This window comes from Pseudoduganella sp. jia 12, assembly GCF_055502675.1.
Window position 1 is genome coordinate 123,300 of record NZ_JBUXKP010000009.1, and the last position, 16,690, is coordinate 139,989.

The following is a 16,690-nucleotide window of genomic DNA, read 5'->3' on the forward strand; positions in this document are numbered from 1 at the left end:
GTGTGTCCTTGTTCTTGTGGTGGCCTATACGGCGGAGAAGCCGTAGGCGTGGATCTTGGCGATCAGGTCGCGATGGGCCGGCAGCATTTTCAGCGCCTTCCTGACGGCCGCGCTGTTGTTGGCCAGATGCTCCTGGGCCGCACGCCGCTCGCTTGCCGACAGCCGTAAAAATTGCGGGTCCGTCCTGAAACCCATGCCATACAGCACGTACTGGTAACTGGCGGCCGGGAACACCTCGTTATTGCTGGTGAAGTCGCAGTTGCCGGGCGGGCGGTAACGCCACAGCCGCATCAGGTCTTGCAGGCCGTCGGGAATGGTGTCGGGGTCCCGGTTATCGGTCCAGAACGCATTGTCGGTGCGCTTGCTGAGGATGTAATGGAGCTTCAGGAAATCGATGATCCGGTCCCAGCGGTACAAGAACGTGTCGTTGAACCGCCGGGCCGCGATGTCCACGGTGTCGCGGGTGGCGGGCAACTGCTCGGCAAGCATTTCGGCCGACATTTCCACCAGCACCAGCGCCGAGGCTTCCAGCGGCTCCAGGAAGCCGGCGGCCAGGCCCACCGCGACGCAGTTGTTTTTCCAGAACAGCCGGCGATGGCCGGAGCGGATCGGAATGCTGCGCGTGCTCACCGTCTTGCCGGCCGGCCCGATATACGCGCGCAGCGCGGCTTCCGCCTGGTCGTCGCTCGTGTGCCTGCTGGAATACACGTAGCCGGTCCCGCGCCGGTTTACCAGGCCGATATCCCAGATCCAGCCGGCCGCCTGGGCGGTCGAGATGGTGTGCGAGGCGATCGGCGCATCGTCGCGCTCGTAGGGCACCTGGGCGGCGATGGCCTTGTCGATGAACAGCACGTCGCCCCGGTCGACGAACGGCACGCCGAGATGCTTGCCCAGCAAAAGCGAAGAAAACCCGGTGCAGTCGATGAACAGGTCGCCCGCGATCTCGCCCTGCTGCACGGTGACGATGGCCGCGATATCGCCATCGGGTGCGCTCCTGACGGCGGTCACGTCGCCAAGGATATGCGTCACGCCCAGCCTGGCCGTGCAATGGCGCGTGAGGAGTGCGACGAATTTGCCGGCATCGAGGTGATAGGCGTAGTTGGCCACCGAGGCATACTCCGGCGTGGTGATCATCTTCGGTGCCAGCCCGTGCTCGCAGACCTGCTCCTGCAGGCACACCGAGTCGGAGAACGAGTGGCCGGCGCAGGCCGTTTGCCAGTAAGGCACCAGGTCCACCTGGCCGAAGCCTTGCGGCAGCATCAGCGGGTGGTAGTAGAAGTCGTCGGCGGTGCCGTCGACCCAGCGTGCGAACTTGGCGCCCTGCTTGAACGTGGCATCGCATTCGCGCATGAAGTCGGTTTCCGAAATGCCCATCTTCATCAGCGTACTGCGCATGGTGGGCCAGGTGCCCTCGCCCACGCCGATCGGGCCGATGGTCGGCGATTCGACGAGGGTCACGGTGATGCCGCTGTCCGGCTGCGCGTGCCGGGCGGCGATACGGCCTGCCGTAATCCAGCCGGCCGCGCCGCCGCCGACGATGACGATGTTCTTGATTAGCTGGTTCATGTCTGCATAAGATCGAAGCGGTTGCAAACGAGGGGCACCGGCGCGCTGTTGGCCCGCTTTCGGCGCCCCTCCCTTCCTGTCAGAACTTGGCGATCAGGCCGAGCGCGAAACGGCGGCCGGCATCTTCCGCCAGCAGGAACTGGTTCGTGTAGCGGCCATATTTCTTCACCACCGCTTCGTTCAGGTTGGTGGCCTCGAACACGACCGACAGGTTCTTCGACACCTCGTAGCTGCCGCTCAGGTCCCACTGGCCATAGGCCGCCACCTGGGTCACGCCGTCGCCGTTCAGCTGGGTGAGCGATTGCAGGAACTTGTCGCGCCAGTTGTAGGCCAGGCGCAGCTGGTATGGCCCGCGTTCGTAGAAGCCGACGACATTGGCCGAATCGCTGATGCCGGTCACGGCGAACTTCTGGTCGATGTCGCCCGGATTCAGGTTGGCGTCGCTGCGCACGATGGTGCCGTTGACGATGAAGCCCAGGCCGTTGTCGAACGTGTGCTGGACGGCCAGTTCGAAGCCATGCACCACCGCCGATGGCCCATTGCTGGGCCGGGTCAGCGTGAACACGGCCGGGCCATCGGCCGCATCGGGCTTGAGCCTGTCGGTTCCCGTACTGGGGTCGGTCAGCACGCCGGTACTGGTGTCGAACTGCCGCGTCGTGTTGCTGGACACGATGAAGTTGCTGACGTCTTTCCAGAAGAATCCACCCGAGACATAGCTGGCCGGCTTGTAGTACCACTCCAGCGACAGGTCGAGGTTATTCGACTCGAAGGGCTTCAACGTCGGGTCGCCGGAGGAGGCGGTCAGCGTGCCGGGACGTGTCGTGACGATATTGGTGGCGGGCGACAGATCGTCGAGCCGCGGCCGCGTCAGCGAACGGTAGACGGCCATGCGTGCCACCAGCGTGTCCGTCAATTCGATGTTCGCGCTGAGGTTGGGCAAGACCGAATAATACGAATTGCTGACGTTGATGGCCGACTTGGCGCCATACACGGCGCTGAGCTCCGTGGCGTCGAGCACGTTCAGCCGCTCGATATTGCCCTGGGTGCCCGAGACGTTGATATCGGTGTGTTCGAGCCGCGCGCCGGTGGTCATCCGCACGGGCTTGCCGGCCAGCGTGCCGGCGAACGCCAGTTCCAGGTAGGCCGACGTGGTTTTCTCCTCGACCGCATAGGAGTTGTCGCGCACCACGGCGTCGAAGTCCTTGCCGCTCTGCTGCTCGACGAAGGCGAACTGCTTCTCGCCGTCATGGCGCAGCCAGGATGCCGGCGTGCGGCCGCTGCCGCCGACGCCACCCAGGAAGTCGCTGCCGGCGTTGAACACGCTGAGGGTGCCGGCGGGGATGGCCGGAAGATCCCCATAACCGCAATACGTGCAGTGGATGCCGACGCCTTCGTTGTCCCAGCGGGTCAGCGCCTTGGTCTCCTGCGAGCGCTGCAGGCCGAAGCGGGCCGAGACCAGTCCGTCGCCGCTGCCCTCCTTCCACACGCCATCGACCTTGTACTGGCGCACCGCGTCGTCGACGGCCCAGCCACGGCGCAGCATCACGTGCGCCCGCGCATTGGCCGGATCGAGGTAATTCGAGACGGCGTGGGTGACCGGCCGGCCCTGGGCATCGTACTCGTATACCAGCCCGGTCGCCGGCCCGTCGAATTCGCTCACCCACGGCAGCGTGGCCGCATCGGACTGGAAGCGCGCACGGTTCTTGTAGCCGATCAGCGACAGCTGGTCGCCGCCACCGTTGTTCGGCTCGCGCTTCGCATCCGATTTCCAGGCGTCGAACACGATATTGAGCTTGTTCGAGATCTTCCAGTCGGCTTGCAGGCCGAACGATCTGGTGTTGGTCAGCCGGTCGAACTTCTTGGCATGGAAGTCCGTGGCCAGCCCCACTTCCTGGTACAGGTCGGTGACGGTACCGTTGCCATCGGTGCGGGCGCGCTGCACGTTCGGCGCCGTGAACCAGTGGCCGTAGGACGTCGCATCGGTCTTGATGTCGAAGTCGGAATACAGCGCGTCGGCTGTCAGCGTCAACTCGCGCGATGGCCGGTATTGCAGCACCAGGTTGGCATTGGTGCGCGTGCGTTCTTCGAACGTCACCTTGGTGTCGTAGTTACGAGGTGAAAAGACGGCGCCCGCGAATCCGGCACCGCCGTTCAGTTCGGCATTGGGAATGCCCGCGTTGGTCAGCCAGCCGTCGGTTTGCGCCTGGTCCAGGCGCGTCCTGGCTTTCTTGCGCGAGACCGCCACCAGCGCGCCGAACTTGCCCTGCGCGAAGGTATCGCTCACCAGCAGCGAGTATTCGGGCGTGGTCTCGCCGCGGTTGTCGTCGTGCAGCGCCTTGACCGTGCCTGCCACCTTGAACCCGCCCAGGTTCAAGGGCCGGGCGGTGGTGATGTTGATGGTGGAGCCGATGCCGCCCGACTGCTGGGTCGCCGTGCCCGTCTTGAAGACGTTGATGCTGTTGACCAGGTCGGCGGAGACGGTATCGAAGTTGAACGCGCGGTTCTCGTTCTCGGAGGCGACCTGGCGGCCGTTGACCAGCACGGTGTTGAAGTCGGGACCGAAGCCGCGTACCGTGACCTGCTTTCCCTCGCCGCCCGAGCGGTCGATCGAGACACCGGTAATGCGTTGCAGCGATTCGGCCAGGTTCTGGTCGGGGAATTTGCCGATGTCTTCCGCCGAAATGGCGTCGACGATGCCGCTGCCTTCACGCTTGGCGTCGAGCGACGTCATCAGGCTGCGCCGGATCCCCTTGACCACCACGGTGTTGCTGCTTGCGGCCTCGCCGGCCGTGGCGGGCGGGGCTTCCTGGGCCGCGCTGTTGTGCGCGGCGGTCAGCATCGCCGTGAGCGCCAACACGGCATTGGAAACGTTTCTATTTTTTCTCATCGTGCTCCTCTACTCCTTGATTGTTATGTTGTAAGGGGGAAGACTCTCGCGCTGCGGATGCGCGAGCAGAGCAGGCCGGCATGGGACAGGAAGGTGCAGATGCGCCTCGTGCCAGTGAAGAGCGATGGTATGTCAATCCTGCAAGTTTAGAAAACTATAATGTCGCATTGACGTAGTTTTGCTACAGCGTGTTTATTTTCATTTGAAGTTGTGTTAATTGCCTCGCTCCGTTCCTGAAGCCTGTCCGCGAGCGAAGCGAAAGTGACTTCGGATGTGATAGCCGCCGTGGAATGTGGGGGAGCGGCCAGCCCGTGCTCGCCCAGCAGGCTGGAGCGTGAAGCCGCCCCGTATCGACCGGCTTAGTTTTACTACACGGCGCAGATGCCGGTCGCTACATTTTCAATCCCAGCACGCCGACCAGCCGGTTCAGATCCCCTTCCTCGCGCAGGATTTCGGCAATCAGTTCGGGCAGCGGCATGCCGCCCCAGTGCAGCGCGCGCCGGATCAGGAACGGCACCGGGCTGTGCGGTTCCACCGCCATCAGGTAGGCCGCCACGGCGTCGAGCGTGGCGTAGGCTTCGGCGCGGTTGCGCCAGCCGTTGGTGGCGACGGCCGGCACGGCGGGCGCCGGCGCGGGGAACGCCCCGGCATCCGGCGGCGGCGGTTCGGCGACATGCGCGGCTGCATCCGCCCATGCGTGCGCGTCGGCCACCGCGGCAACGTCCGGTGAACACGCCAGCTGGTCCAGTACCCGCAGCGCCGCGTCCAGCGTGGCCTGCAGGCGGGCCAGGTTCGGTGCGCCGGCGCCCAGCTGCTGGCGCAGAAAAGCGTCGATCGCCCCCAGCGATTCGATGCACCCGGCGACCGCCTGCCGCGTCGTGCGCAACCCGGTGGCCGGCTGCGCCGCGATGGCAGCGATATCGGCGCGCGTCGGCGGCGCGTCTCCGGCGGCGTCCCCGGAATCGCTTGCCGTCATGCGCTCCCAGACGGCAAGCGTGAGGAACGGCGGCTTGCATCCGGCCAGCGTCAACAGCACCGCATGCACCTGCACGGCCACGCCGAGCGATTCGTTCAGCCATTCCAGCGGCGCCAGCCGCAGGTCGCAATCCCCGTCCTCCTCGATCAGCGGGTGCAGCCCGGCCCAGTGGCGGCGCAACAGTGCATCGAGCATTTGCAAGCCCCGGCACAGGCCGGCGAAACCATGCTGGCGCATCCAGGACTCCAGCAGCCACACTGCGACCTGCAGGTGCTTCGAACGGGTACACAGCATCGCCACGCAGCGCGCCTCGACCTGCACCCAGTCGGCTTGCCGCAGCGGACGCTCCCACTGCCCCATCGGCAGGCCGGGATCGTCTTCCTCGCGCAGCAGGCGGATCTCGGTGAACACCGGATCGAAGCGCGCCGCTGCGCCGCATGGATCGTCCGGGGCCAGCGGGGCGAGGATTTCCGCCAGCAGATGGCGGGCGGCTTCATCGGCCGGCAATGGGGGGAATCCGGCATGGGCGTTCATCGTGCGACCGTTTCAAGTGGGTTGTCGGCGGTTGCTTTGCTGCCGGCGAGCGCCGTGTCCTGCCAGGGCGCCACGTGCGCGGGAAACGCCGCCGGCCACGCCAGCGGCGCGCTCTTGCCGGGCGCGCTCACGTTCAGGCGCAGGAACACGCGCGCCCGCGCATCGGCAGGCGCCGCGCCGGTACCCGCGACCGCCTGCGCCAGTGGAAATTCGAAGCGCAGCAGCGCCGCGCGCTGGTCGCGCTGGTCGCCCTCCCCCACGCGATGGGTGGCGATGAAGCTGAAGAGCGCCCACGGGTCGTCGAAGCGGTAGCTGACGGTGCGGTCGGCCACGGTCATGTTGCGGTGGCCCGGCTCGGCCCTGGGAATGCCCGCGCCGTCGCGCGCCATGCGCAGCGACAGCATCACGGACATGCCGGGTTCCCAGCGCAGCGCACGCGGCGGGTCGGTGCGCCGCAGCGTGGCGGCGCCGATGGCGAGCGCCCAGTCGATGATCTGGTTGGCCGCGGTCTCGGCGGGGCCGGCGGCACGAAACTGCACGTTCACATCGAGTCCCGCGGCCTGCCCCGCCTCGGCTGGATACAGCGGCGCCAGCACGTCGCGCAGGCGACGCAACTGCTCGCTTCCCCCGCCCCCGCCATGTGTCGCCACACCCGCCGCCGCACCCGCCGCCATATCCGCCGCCGTGCCCAGCTCCCCTTGCGCCAGGGCGCCGGCCGCACGAGCCCGGTCATATTGCTGCATCGCCGCGCCCACCGCATCCGGGTCGGCAGGCGCCCCGCCGGTACCCGGCACCGCGGCGAACGGCGCATGCCCGGCAAGGTCGCGGTTGTACAGCGCCGCGAACCGGTCCCATTCGCTCCGGTGCCGGCCCGCCGCCAGCTCCCGGCAGCGCGCCTGCAACCCGGCCTGCAGGCCTTGCAGGCGTTCGGCGAAGACATCGTTGTTGCGCCGCGGGCCGCTGCGCGCGCCCAGCTTGCCGGCGCAGCTGGCCAGGTCGATCTCGGCGCCGGTGCCGACGATGAACTGGTCGAGCGCCAGCAGCGAGCTGGCCGGGCTTTTCAGGCGATGGCGCCGCACGTCCGCCACGATGGCCTGCCAGCGCACCGCCAGCGGATGCGAGACGGTCAGGTGGGCCAGTTGCGCCAGCATGCCCTCGGCCTGGCTGGCCGCCGCGTCCACGAATTCCTGCTGCTGCGCCACGTAGGCGGCCAGGCCGGCCGCGTCGCCGGCCCCGAAGGCCTCCAGCAGCGGGCCCTTGTCGCCGGCCCAGCCGCGGAATGCGCCGTCGCGCGGCACGAACACCTCGGCCGCGGCGAACATGTCGTCGAGCCGCTGCAGGCGGGCCAGCGCATCGCGCACCAGCACCGCATCGAGGTCGTCGGTCACCTGCACCGCGCCGATCTCCTGCAGCCAGGCGCGGATGCGCATCGCGCCCGCACGACCGGCATCGGCGGCGCCGGCCGGCGGGTCGCCGGGCAACGCGATCGCCGCCCGGGCCAGCAGGCTGTGCGCATGCGCGGCGAGCACCTGGTCCGCCAGCACCGCGGCGCTCTGCTGCAGCCCGGGCGGCAGCGCGGCATAGGGCCCGGCCTGGAACAGCTTGCGCGCTTCGGCAAGCTGGCCGGCCTGGTCCAGCAGTGCCCTGTCCCAGGCGAGCGTGGCCCCGGGCGCCGGTGCCGCGAACCGCGCGGGGGCCGGTACCGTCATCCACGGCTGGCCGAGCAGCGCCGCCAGGGCATCGTGCATGGCCTTGCGGCCGGGCGAAAAAGCCCATGCGGTGCCGGTCCAGGCCAGGCCGCCGCCGGCACCGGTGCTGTCCATCGCGCCGGGGCCGGCCAGCACGCCGTTCCACGTGACCTTCAGGCGGCCGAAACCCTCGGCGGCCAGTTGCCGGGTGTCCTGCACCGCGTCGCCGCCCAGCAGCGGGCTGGCACCGATCCGTGCAAGCATCTTGTCATGGGCGGCGCCGAGCGCCAGGATGTCCCGGCCCATCCAGGCCCCCTTGCCGCCCGCGATCAGGCGCCCCTGCAGCGCGAGCGCGCCGCGCAGCGACCGCCATGCCTGCAGCCGCCCTTCGAGATCCGCGCCGGGGTCGGCGCCGCCGGGCAGGCCGGCCATGCTGCCGGCCAGCACGCGCTCCGTGCGCAGCAGGCCGTTGTCGTCGAACAGGCGCCCGTACAGCGCTTGCGTGCCCTGGAGCAGCGCGCAACGCGCCGCGTCGCGCATCGGATTCAGGGCCAGCGAAGGCTCGTTGCGCGCCACGGTACGGAACAGTGCCGCGGTGCGCGCGGGCACGCCGCTCAGTTCCTTGTGCAGCAGCACGCGCACCACCAGCGCCAGGTCGTCGCCCAACGCCGGGCCCGAGGCCGGGTCCTTCAGGCGCAGCATCGCGCCGACGACACGATCGAGTTCCTCCACCCGTGCCAGGTAGGCCAGCATGGCGGCGAACTGCGGCAGGTCTTCCACGTCCAGCGCGCCCTCGCCCGGTGCCGCGGCCCGTTCTTCCCAGCCCGCCGGCAGCGTGCACCGGGCGCCCGCGATCAGTGCCCCCGTGGCGGGATCGGCCGGCACGCCGGTCAGGCTGCTCATCCGGCCGAACACGGCGCGGCGCAACGGGTCGAAGGCGTTGTCGGCAAAGCCGTGCTGGAGCCGGTCCATGACACGCGCGTGCAGGTCGTCGAACAGCGGCCACGACCCGGGCATGGCGACCGAGCCGAAATGCGCGGCACCCAGCCGTTCGATATTGACCAGGGCATCGGTGGCGCGCGTGCGGCTGCCCTGCGGGTCGTGGACGCCGGCCTGGCTGCTCTGCAGGCTGTCGCGCGAATCGCGGCTCAGCGCATCGAGGTTACCGGCCAGGTCCGCCGCCAGGTGGTCCAGGCGCACCGTCTCCACCAGCAGCGCCAGGCCCCACAGCACCGGCAGTGCCACCCCGGCCCACCAGGCGGCGCGGCCCACCGCCGGGCGGCGCAGCCGTTGCGCGGCCGATTGCACGAGGCCCGCCTCGGCGAAGATCTTCCGTTCGAAGATGTCGCGCAAGAACACCGGCATGCGCCCGGCCGCCCGGGGCGACTCCCCGGCCACCGCCAGGTCGGCCGCCTCGGGTGACGGCGCGGGCGCAACGGCCACCAGCGCGGCGACATCGCTGCAATCGCCCGTCAGGTAGACGCCGCGCAGCAGGAACGGCTCGTGGTAGGCACTGGGCCGCATCAACTCTTCGCAGAACACTTTGACGCCGGCGCGCAGCCGTTCCAGTTCGCCCGGCAGCATGAAGTAGGCGCTGCTGTCCGCACCGGGCGGTTCCAGCGCGCACAGTTCCGCGCACCGGTCCGCCGCCATGGCCACGATGTCGTCCATCGCGCTGTCCACCCATTGCACGCGGAACGGCGCCACCAGCTCGAACGGCGACGACCAGCCCAGCATCGACCGCCGCAGCGGCTCGGGCAGCGCGGCGCCGAAGGTGGCGAAGCCTGGAAGCGCATCGCAGTCGGCGATCACCAGGTAGATCGGAAAACGCAGGGCCAGGCGGTTCTGCGCCAGCCAGAGGCGGCGATGGATCGCCTTGGCGCGGACCACCAGGTCGAGCCGGTCCTGCGGCTCGCCTTGCAGCAGGGCCGCGCATGGCACGGCAAGCACGATGCTGTCGAACGGGCGCTGCGGGCGGTAGGCGCGGCACAGGCCGAGGAAGTCGTCCCATGGGCCGTTGCCGGCATTGTCCGGGTCCGGCGCGTCGAGGTGGTCTGCCTGCAGCTGCACGACCACGCCCTTGTCGAAAAAGTGCCAGTCGATGCCCTGTCCGGCGGCGCGCAGCGTGCTGTCGGCACTGAGCGCGCCGGGCAGCCCGGACTGCGCCAGCGGCAGCGGGCCCGTCGCGCTCTCGTTCAACAGCAGTGTCCACGACAGGCTGTAGCGTTCGCCGCGGGTGGCGAGATTGGCCTCGATCAGTTCGACCGCGCTGCGGAAGGACTGCCGCAGCGGCCCGGTTCCCGCCGGGCGCGGCGGCTTGCCGGTGCCGGGCTTGGCGGCATCGGCGCTGCCGCGCAGCGCGGCGCTGACGACCAGGCCAAGGAGAAGCAGCACGAGCAGCGTGACCAGCAGCAGCGCGGCGATGGCCAGGTTATCGGACAGGAAGTTCAGCATGGCAGCACCTCGCCATTCACGGTCGCTGCTGCGGTGGCAGCGGCGGCCACCATCGGGGCATCCACGGCCTGGCGCACCGGCCAGGACTGCCACAGCCACAGGATTTCGGACGCGGCCAGCAACAGCCCCAGCGCGAGCGCCAGGGCCATGCCGCGCCGGCTCAGCTTCGACAGGCGCCGGTTGCCGCCATGCGACAGCGTGCTGGCATACGGCTGTTCGGCCAGCACGGCCTCGCGGCCACCCAGGTCGGGCACGCGCTGGCAGGCGAACTGGAACAGCTCGCGCCGATAACCAGCCACCTGTTCGAGGCCGTCGCCGTCGCGGAAGCACCCCTGGAAACCCAGCGACAGCAGGTACAGGTACAGCCGCGCCACGCCGCGCCGCGCCGGTTCGCGCTCGCGCAGCAGCAGGTCGATGTCGGCAAACACCTGCTGGCCCGCATGCGCCGAATTGAACAGGTTTGCCTCCAGCAGCACGTGGTGCCAGTATTCCCGGCCCGCCCATTCGGTATGCAGCATCACCTCGTCGGCCAGCGCCGCCTTCAGGTAGCGGCCCTGCAGCTCGGTGTCGAAGCCGGCCTTGCCGCCCTGCCTGCCCGCCTCCAGCGTCTGCAGTTCGATCAGCTGGGCCAGTTGCCGGCTCAGCGCCTCGGCGCCCGTCTTGCCTTCGTGTTCGGCCAGCTTGATGGCGGCGTGCGCCGCCTGCGTCAGCACCGCGACGAAATGGCGGAACTGGATCGCCGCCAGGTCGTCGCCGCCGGCCGGCACCGCGTTGCCGGCCCTGCCGGTATGGTCATGGTTGGTCATGGTCAGCCTTTGATGAACAGGACAAGTTCCTGCGGCCGATGGGCGGCCTGATGTTCGTTGATGTTGCTGATCTGGAGCGCCTGGTCGGGCACGATGAAGCGTTCCGCCGGATCGATGGCGAACAGCGTGTAGCCCGTTCCGCCGCGCAGGCCCAGCTCCGGCGCCTCGTCGACGCGGTTGCGCGCGGCACCCAGCACGCGCCGCTCGCACAGCCCGGTCCACACGGTGCGCGAGCCGATCACCGCGCCGCCCATCCACTGCGCCAGCTCGCGTTCGCCGTGGCCGCGCAGGCCCACGACCAGGCGCTTGCCGGTCCACCCGGCCTGCATGGGGAGGGCGAACGCCCGGCCGTCCCACGTGAACGTGCAGGTCGTCCATTCCTGGCTCACCTCGTCGACCAGCGCCTCGAGCGCCTGCAGCACGCTGTCGAACGCCGCATGGCTGTCGGCGTGCCGGTAGGGCGGCGGCGCCAGCGGCACGGCACCGGGCCGCAGTCCGGCCAGCGGGCCAAGCTGGGCGCACAGGGCCTGGTACAGCGGCAGCGGCTGCACCACCGGCCCGCGCAGTACCGCTTCCAGCAGGGGCAGGTGCAGCACCAGGCTGGACAACCGGCCGCGGTTTTCCAGCAGCGCCAGCCGGTCTTCCAGCCGCGACGACGGCACCGCCACCTGGCGCGCGAGGAACACGGCCTTGCTGCGCATGTGCGCGGCCAGTTCGTGGGCGCGCCGGCACAGCGCCGCATCGGCCGGCACTTCCAGCTGCGCGGGCCAGAACGCGCCGCGGCGCACGATTTCGTTGGCCTTGTACAGGTTCATCAGGTGCAGCGCCACGTACCCCGCACCCGGCGCCTTGCCCGCCAGCAGATGCAGGTTGGGCGCCATGCGCGGCACTTCGCAGGCCTGGGCGGCCGAGATTTCATCGTCGACGGCGCCGCTTTCGATGCCGCGAAACATCGCCGGCTGGCCCGGCAGGCGCATCGAGCGCGCCGCGCCGACCGCCAGCCAGACCGCGACCTCGCCCGCCTCCATGGCCTCGCCATGGCCGGCCAGGTCGAGCTCCAGCGCCCGGTCCTGCGCCAGTGCCGCGTCGTAACGCAGCGCCATGCCGTTCGGCAGGATCGCTTCGAGCGCCAGGATGCGCAGCATGCCGGCGGTCAGGGCGGCTTCGTCCACCACCAGGCGGCGCACGCCCCATGCGGCCGGCTGCCCCGCCAGCGACTGCCATGCCACCAGCGCATCGACGCGCGCACTCTCCTGCTGGAATTGCTGGGGGCTCAGCAGCATGCCCTCGTGCCACTGGATCCGCTCCAGCATCTGTGCTTCAGCCATGGGTAAATTCCTCGGTCAGCGGGCAGCGCCCGGTTTGATATCGCTGGCAACGAAGTCCTGCGCGTTCAGGCGCAGCATGCAGCCAGGCTTGTCGAGCGGCAGGCGCACCCGGTGCTCGCCCGGGCTGGCATAGTTCGCGAACGCCAGCGCCGCCCACGCGCGCTCCTTGCCGAACCGCGCGCGGTCGAGGCGGATCAGCTGCCCGGGCGTGATCTCGACCGCCAGCACGGTGAGCCCGTCGGGAAAGGTGCGCTGCAGGTCGTTGCGGGCGCCGAAATACTTCGCCGCCGACATGGCGGACAGGCTCTCCAGCAGCGCCTTGTCCTTGACCAGCACGATGTCGACGGACAGCGCGCTGTCGGCGTTCGCGTCGGCGGCGGCGGCCAGCGTCACGGCGGTCCAGTCCGGCCTGGCCGGCGACGGCGCCAGGCCGACCAGCGCTTTCGCGCCGGCCAGCGCGCCGCAGCCGGAGAGTGCCAGCGCCAGCGTAGTAAACAGGGCACATGCGATCGGCATCGTGCGGCGGTTGGCGCGCGGCGCCGGCAATGGAGCATCGACTGGCGTATTCATGGTTGTTCCCGAAAAATGGCGGTTCATGGTGCAACGAGGAGTGTCCGGCGCAGGCCGAAGCCCACGCCTGCGCAGAGCACGGCCAGCAAGGCTGCCCCCAGCAGGCAGGCGCCCAGCAGCGCGTGGCGGCGCGGCACGACCAGCAGCCGTGCCGACGCGGGAGCGTCCGCGGGGGCACTGGCGCTGAACGGCTGCCGTTCGCCGGGCGCGAGCGCCACCAGCACCGCGGCGGTGAGATACGAGACCAGGTTGCGCGGGCCGGCGCACAGCGCTTCCACCGCCGCCAGGGGCGGCAGCAGCGCTTCGAGCGGCAGGCCCAGCGACGCCTGCAGCACGCCCGACCACAGCACCGTGCGCACGCCGCCCGTGCCGATGCCGCACAGCGCGCTCCAGCAGGCCAGCATCGCCACCAGGCCGGTCTCCGCCGGCGACAGGGGCCGTCCGTACAGGTTGGCGATGAACACCGCGAGCACGGCAAAGCACAGCGCCTCGCCGCTGCGCACGAACACGGGCGCCACCGGCATCACCAGTTCCACCGCGCCGCGGCTGAAGCCGAGCCGCGCGGTCAACGCTTCGATGAACTCCGGCAGCGCCGCGGCGCCCACCGGCGCGAACAGGCACACCGTGACCGGCTCGCGCAGCGCCGTCATGACCTGCCACGGATGCGCGCCGATCCGCCAGCAGATCACGGCGCCCGCCGCGGCGCAGGCCAGCGCCGCGGCCACCAGCCACGTGCCGAGAAAGCCGAGCATCACGCCGGCCGTCCCGTTCGCGTCGCCGGCCGCTGCCGCCGCCAGCACGAAGACGGTCAACGGCAGGCCGCGGTTGATGACGCCGATGGCCGCCTCGAGGGCGCGGTAGAGCGCCTCCAGGATGCCGTCCAGGTGGCTGCCCGTGCCCTGCCGCTGCGCCGCGACCGCCGCGCCGAACAGGACCACGCCGATCAGCACCGATGGGACCGCGCCCGCCGCCAGCACGGCATAGAGGTTGCGCGGCACGAGCTCCGTCTGCGCGAACCCCGCCGCGGTCTCGTCCCCGGCCAGGCTGACCGCCATGTCGGCCGTCCCCAGGGCCATGCGGCCGAGGGCCGCGTGGTGCGCGGCGTCCAGGCCGGCACCCGCTGCAACCACGTTGGCGAACCATGCACCCGCCAGTGCGCACAGCGGCATCGCCAGCACGCCGGGGACGGCCAGAGCCAGCCAGCCGCGCCAGTGCCGCCGCACGGCCGGCGCGCGCTGCAGCCCGAAATGTTGCAGCCCGAAATGCTGCAGCCCGAAATACACGGCCAGCACGATGAACGGCAGCGCCACCGCCTGCAACAACGCCAGGTAGACCGCCGCCAGGATGCCGCACAGCGCGGCGGCGGCCGGCCACAACGCCCCCAGCCAGAGCCCGAGCAGCACCGCGGCCAGCAGCGTGGCGGGGTGGCGGGCCAGTTCGGCAAGCAGCTTCATGCCGCCTCCTGCAGGCGCACGGGCCGCGCGCAGACCAGCGACACGGCGGCGCAGTCGACGATCACCGTGACCGCCGTGCGCGCCATCGCGCAGATCGGATCGACCGCGACGAACAGCACGAAGGCCGCCTCGAACGGCAGTGCCAGGCCGGTGCACACGGCGCCCATCAGCGACACCGTGACCACGCCCGCCATGCCCGACGACGCGAACCCCGCCAGGGCCGCCAGCACCACCAGCAGCCCCAGGTCCGCCGGCTCGAGGGTGCGGCCATACAGGGCCGCGATGAACAGCGAACCGCAGGCGAAATACGCCATCGGGCCGGTGCGCAGCAGCGCAACGCTCAGCGGCACCAGCAGTTCGACCCGGTTGCGGGCGAAGCCCAGGCGCTCGACCATGGCCGCCACCATGGCCGGCATGCACGCGGCGCTGTTGTTGGTGGCCACGCCCAGCGCGAAGGGTTCGCGCAGCGCCATCATCACGCCCGCCATGCTGCCGCCGGCGCGGTGCCGCACCAGCATCAGCGCCAGGCCGATCACCAGCACGCTGACGGCCAGGAAGGCAAGCACGAAGCCGGCCATCGCCACCAGCGGGCCGATGCCGGTATGCGCCACCTGCCCCGCCGACATGCAGACCAGGATCACGGGCAGCGGCAGGTTGATCCAGCGTGTCAGTGTCTGGCACGCCTTGTGGACGGTTTCCAGCGCTTCCTGCAGGCCCGTCGAGATGCGGCTCGGCACCTGCCCCACGGCAAAGCCGAACAGCAGCGCGAACACCAGCGCCTTGAGCGTTTCGCCATTGGCCAGCGCGGCGAAAATGTTCGACGGGACCAGCGAGCGCACGATGTCCTGCCCGGTGGTCGGCGGCGGCGCCGGATCGGCCTTCAGCAGGTTCATGGCGGTGTTGCCGCGGTCGCCATCGCCGACGATGTGCCCGAGCGTGGCACGCGTGTCGCCCGACATGCCGCCGGCCGGCTGCACCAGCACCGTGCCGACAGTCGCCACCAGGGCCGCGCCGAGCGCCAGCAGCGAGAACACGAGCACCACGCGCTGGACGATCCGCGCCGTGCCGCCCTCGCGGTACAGGTTCTGCAGGCTGAGCACCACCGCCGACATCATGAAAGGCAGCACCACCATCGTCAGCAGGTCCACGTACACCATGCCGACGATGGCCAGCGGGCGGGCCAGCGCGGGCGCGGCGCAGCCGATGGCGGTGCCGGCCAGCACGCACGCCAGCACCATCCAGGGGTTGACGGCCAGGGCCTGGAAGCGCCGCAGCGCGCGAAGTACGTCGATTTCGTTCATGGCTTCACCTTCGATGACGGGGCTGGGTGGATGAGGGACTACCTGATCAGCGTGAGCGCCGCGCTCACGGTGGGCTTGTCGGTGCGCGCGGCGATCACTTCGTTGACGAACGCCAGCAGCGACGTGTCGCGCACGCAGGTCATCACGGAAAGCGCCGACTGCGCGTCGTTGAACGTCACGGTGCGCAGCGTGAGCGCCAGGCCGGGCTCGCGCCGCAGCACGGCGCGCACCTCCAGCTCGTCGCGATAGGCGGCAGCGACGTCGCCGCGCCGCACCGCGTTCACCACTTCGGTCCAGCCGGGATAGGCCACGATCCGCGCCCGCGGGAAGTAGCGCCGGCCGTATTCTTCCCACGACGTGCCGGCGATCACCCCGATACGGCCGTCGAAGGCGCGCACGACATCGCCGACCTGCCGCTTGCCGGACATTTCGGCCAGGCGCAGCCGGTTGACCAGCATGGCGTGGCCCAGCATCAGGTAGGGCGTGGAAAACAGCACCATCTGGCTGCGCTTCACGGTGCGGCCAAGGCGGCTGATGGCCAGGTCGGCGCGGCCGCTGCCGACCAGTTCGACCACGCCGTCCACCGTGGTGCTGCTGCGGTCGAACCGCACCCGCACGCCCAGTTCCCTGCCGATCGTGCGCGCCAGGTCCACGTCGATGCCGCTCAGCACGCCGTTTTTCTCGACGAAGAACGGCGCGCTGTCGACCTTGAACATGGCCACCACGAGTTCGCCGCGTTCGACGATGCGGCCGATATCGGGTGCCATCAGGCGCCCGTCCGGCATCGCGACCAGCGGCGACACGGCTGGCGGGCGGTCCCCGGCCAGCGCCGCAGGACAGGCCAGCGACCCGGCCAGCAACGCGGCGAGCAGGATGGCGGCATGCTGCCAGGCCGGCCGACACGACGGACGCGGCGCCTTGCGCGCGGCGCTCATGGCGCGGCCTTCGGCGCCGGCACGGCGCGTTCGAGGGGCACGGCGGGCGCCGGCTCGGCGGCCATGCGCACGCCCAGCTGGAACCCCAGCGCGAACAGCAGCACCAGCAGCGCAACGCCGGCGAACAGGGCCAGCGCCACCAGGCGCGGCGTGAACTTGAATCGGTATTCCATGATGGCCTCGAAAAAAAA

Annotated in this window: 11 protein-coding genes; all 11 read right to left on the reverse strand. The window is 70.0% G+C overall.

Annotated elements, in window-relative coordinates:
• Positions 1-24: 24 nt before the first annotated feature.
• Entirely contained in the window at positions 25-1,566 is a 1,542-nt protein-coding gene (locus ACY65G_RS20270; RefSeq protein WP_464999101.1) for a tryptophan halogenase family protein, read from the reverse strand.
• Between the two features lie 79 nt (positions 1,567-1,645).
• Positions 1,646-4,453, reverse strand: a complete 2,808-nt coding sequence (locus ACY65G_RS20275; protein WP_464999102.1) for a TonB-dependent receptor — start codon at positions 4,451-4,453, stop codon at positions 1,646-1,648.
• A gap of 391 nt (positions 4,454-4,844) precedes the next feature.
• Positions 4,845-5,963, reverse strand: a complete 1,119-nt coding sequence (gene tssA, locus ACY65G_RS20280) for a type VI secretion system protein TssA (protein ID WP_464999103.1) — start codon at positions 5,961-5,963, stop codon at positions 4,845-4,847.
• Entirely contained in the window at positions 5,960-10,105 is a 4,146-nt protein-coding gene (locus ACY65G_RS20285; protein WP_464999104.1) for a type VI secretion protein IcmF/TssM N-terminal domain-containing protein, read from the reverse strand. Before ACY65G_RS20285 ends, tssA begins: the two co-directional genes overlap by 4 nt.
• The gene (locus ACY65G_RS20290; RefSeq protein WP_464999105.1) at positions 10,099-10,911 is read right to left on the reverse strand and encodes a DotU family type IV/VI secretion system protein; all 813 of its coding nucleotides are present in this window, start codon (positions 10,909-10,911) and stop codon (positions 10,099-10,101) included. The genes ACY65G_RS20285 and ACY65G_RS20290 overlap by 7 nt, the downstream gene beginning before the upstream one ends.
• Positions 10,912-10,913: 2 nt before the next feature.
• Positions 10,914-12,239: a type VI secretion system baseplate subunit TssK gene (gene tssK, locus ACY65G_RS20295; protein ID WP_464999106.1), complete on the reverse strand. Its 1,326-nt coding sequence runs from the start codon at positions 12,237-12,239 to the stop codon at positions 10,914-10,916.
• A 15-nt stretch (positions 12,240-12,254) separates the two neighbouring features.
• Positions 12,255-12,809 (reverse strand): hypothetical protein, encoded by a 555-nt coding sequence (locus ACY65G_RS20300; RefSeq protein WP_464999107.1) that lies wholly within the window; start codon positions 12,807-12,809, stop codon positions 12,255-12,257.
• 23 nt (positions 12,810-12,832) lie between these two features.
• A complete protein-coding gene (locus ACY65G_RS20305) occupies positions 12,833-14,263 on the reverse strand; it encodes a cation:dicarboxylate symporter family transporter (RefSeq protein WP_464999108.1) in 1,431 nt (476 codons plus the stop codon).
• The gene (locus tag ACY65G_RS20310) at positions 14,260-15,564 is read right to left on the reverse strand and encodes a dicarboxylate/amino acid:cation symporter (RefSeq protein WP_464999109.1); all 1,305 of its coding nucleotides are present in this window, start codon (positions 15,562-15,564) and stop codon (positions 14,260-14,262) included. Before ACY65G_RS20310 ends, ACY65G_RS20305 begins: the two co-directional genes overlap by 4 nt.
• A 38-nt stretch (positions 15,565-15,602) precedes the next feature.
• The gene (locus tag ACY65G_RS20315) at positions 15,603-16,499 is read right to left on the reverse strand and encodes a substrate-binding periplasmic protein (RefSeq protein ID WP_464999110.1); all 897 of its coding nucleotides are present in this window, start codon (positions 16,497-16,499) and stop codon (positions 15,603-15,605) included.
• Positions 16,496-16,672 (reverse strand): hypothetical protein, encoded by a 177-nt coding sequence (locus ACY65G_RS20320; RefSeq protein WP_464999111.1) that lies wholly within the window; start codon positions 16,670-16,672, stop codon positions 16,496-16,498. Before ACY65G_RS20320 ends, ACY65G_RS20315 begins: the two co-directional genes overlap by 4 nt.
• Positions 16,673-16,690: the final 18 nt, after the last annotated feature.

Coding starts and splice junctions, on each gene's coding strand:
- ACY65G_RS20315 (WP_464999110.1), bottom strand. CDS start 16,499: ATGAGCGCCGCGCGCAAGGCGCCGCGTCCGTCGTGTCGGCCGGCCTGG.
- ACY65G_RS20305 (WP_464999108.1), bottom strand. CDS start 14,263: ATGAAGCTGCTTGCCGAACTGGCCCGCCACCCCGCCACGCTGCTGGCC.
- tssA (WP_464999103.1), bottom strand. CDS start 5,963: ATGAACGCCCATGCCGGATTCCCCCCATTGCCGGCCGATGAAGCCGCC.
- ACY65G_RS20290 (WP_464999105.1), bottom strand. CDS start 10,911: ATGACCAACCATGACCATACCGGCAGGGCCGGCAACGCGGTGCCGGCC.
- ACY65G_RS20285 (WP_464999104.1), bottom strand. CDS start 10,105: ATGCTGAACTTCCTGTCCGATAACCTGGCCATCGCCGCGCTGCTGCTG.
- tssK (WP_464999106.1), bottom strand. CDS start 12,239: ATGGCTGAAGCACAGATGCTGGAGCGGATCCAGTGGCACGAGGGCATG.
- ACY65G_RS20300 (WP_464999107.1), bottom strand. CDS start 12,809: ATGAATACGCCAGTCGATGCTCCATTGCCGGCGCCGCGCGCCAACCGC.
- ACY65G_RS20310 (WP_464999109.1), bottom strand. CDS start 15,564: ATGAACGAAATCGACGTACTTCGCGCGCTGCGGCGCTTCCAGGCCCTG.
- ACY65G_RS20270 (WP_464999101.1), bottom strand. CDS start 1,566: ATGAACCAGCTAATCAAGAACATCGTCATCGTCGGCGGCGGCGCGGCC.
- ACY65G_RS20320 (WP_464999111.1), bottom strand. CDS start 16,672: ATGGAATACCGATTCAAGTTCACGCCGCGCCTGGTGGCGCTGGCCCTG.
- ACY65G_RS20275 (WP_464999102.1), bottom strand. CDS start 4,453: ATGAGAAAAAATAGAAACGTTTCCAATGCCGTGTTGGCGCTCACGGCG.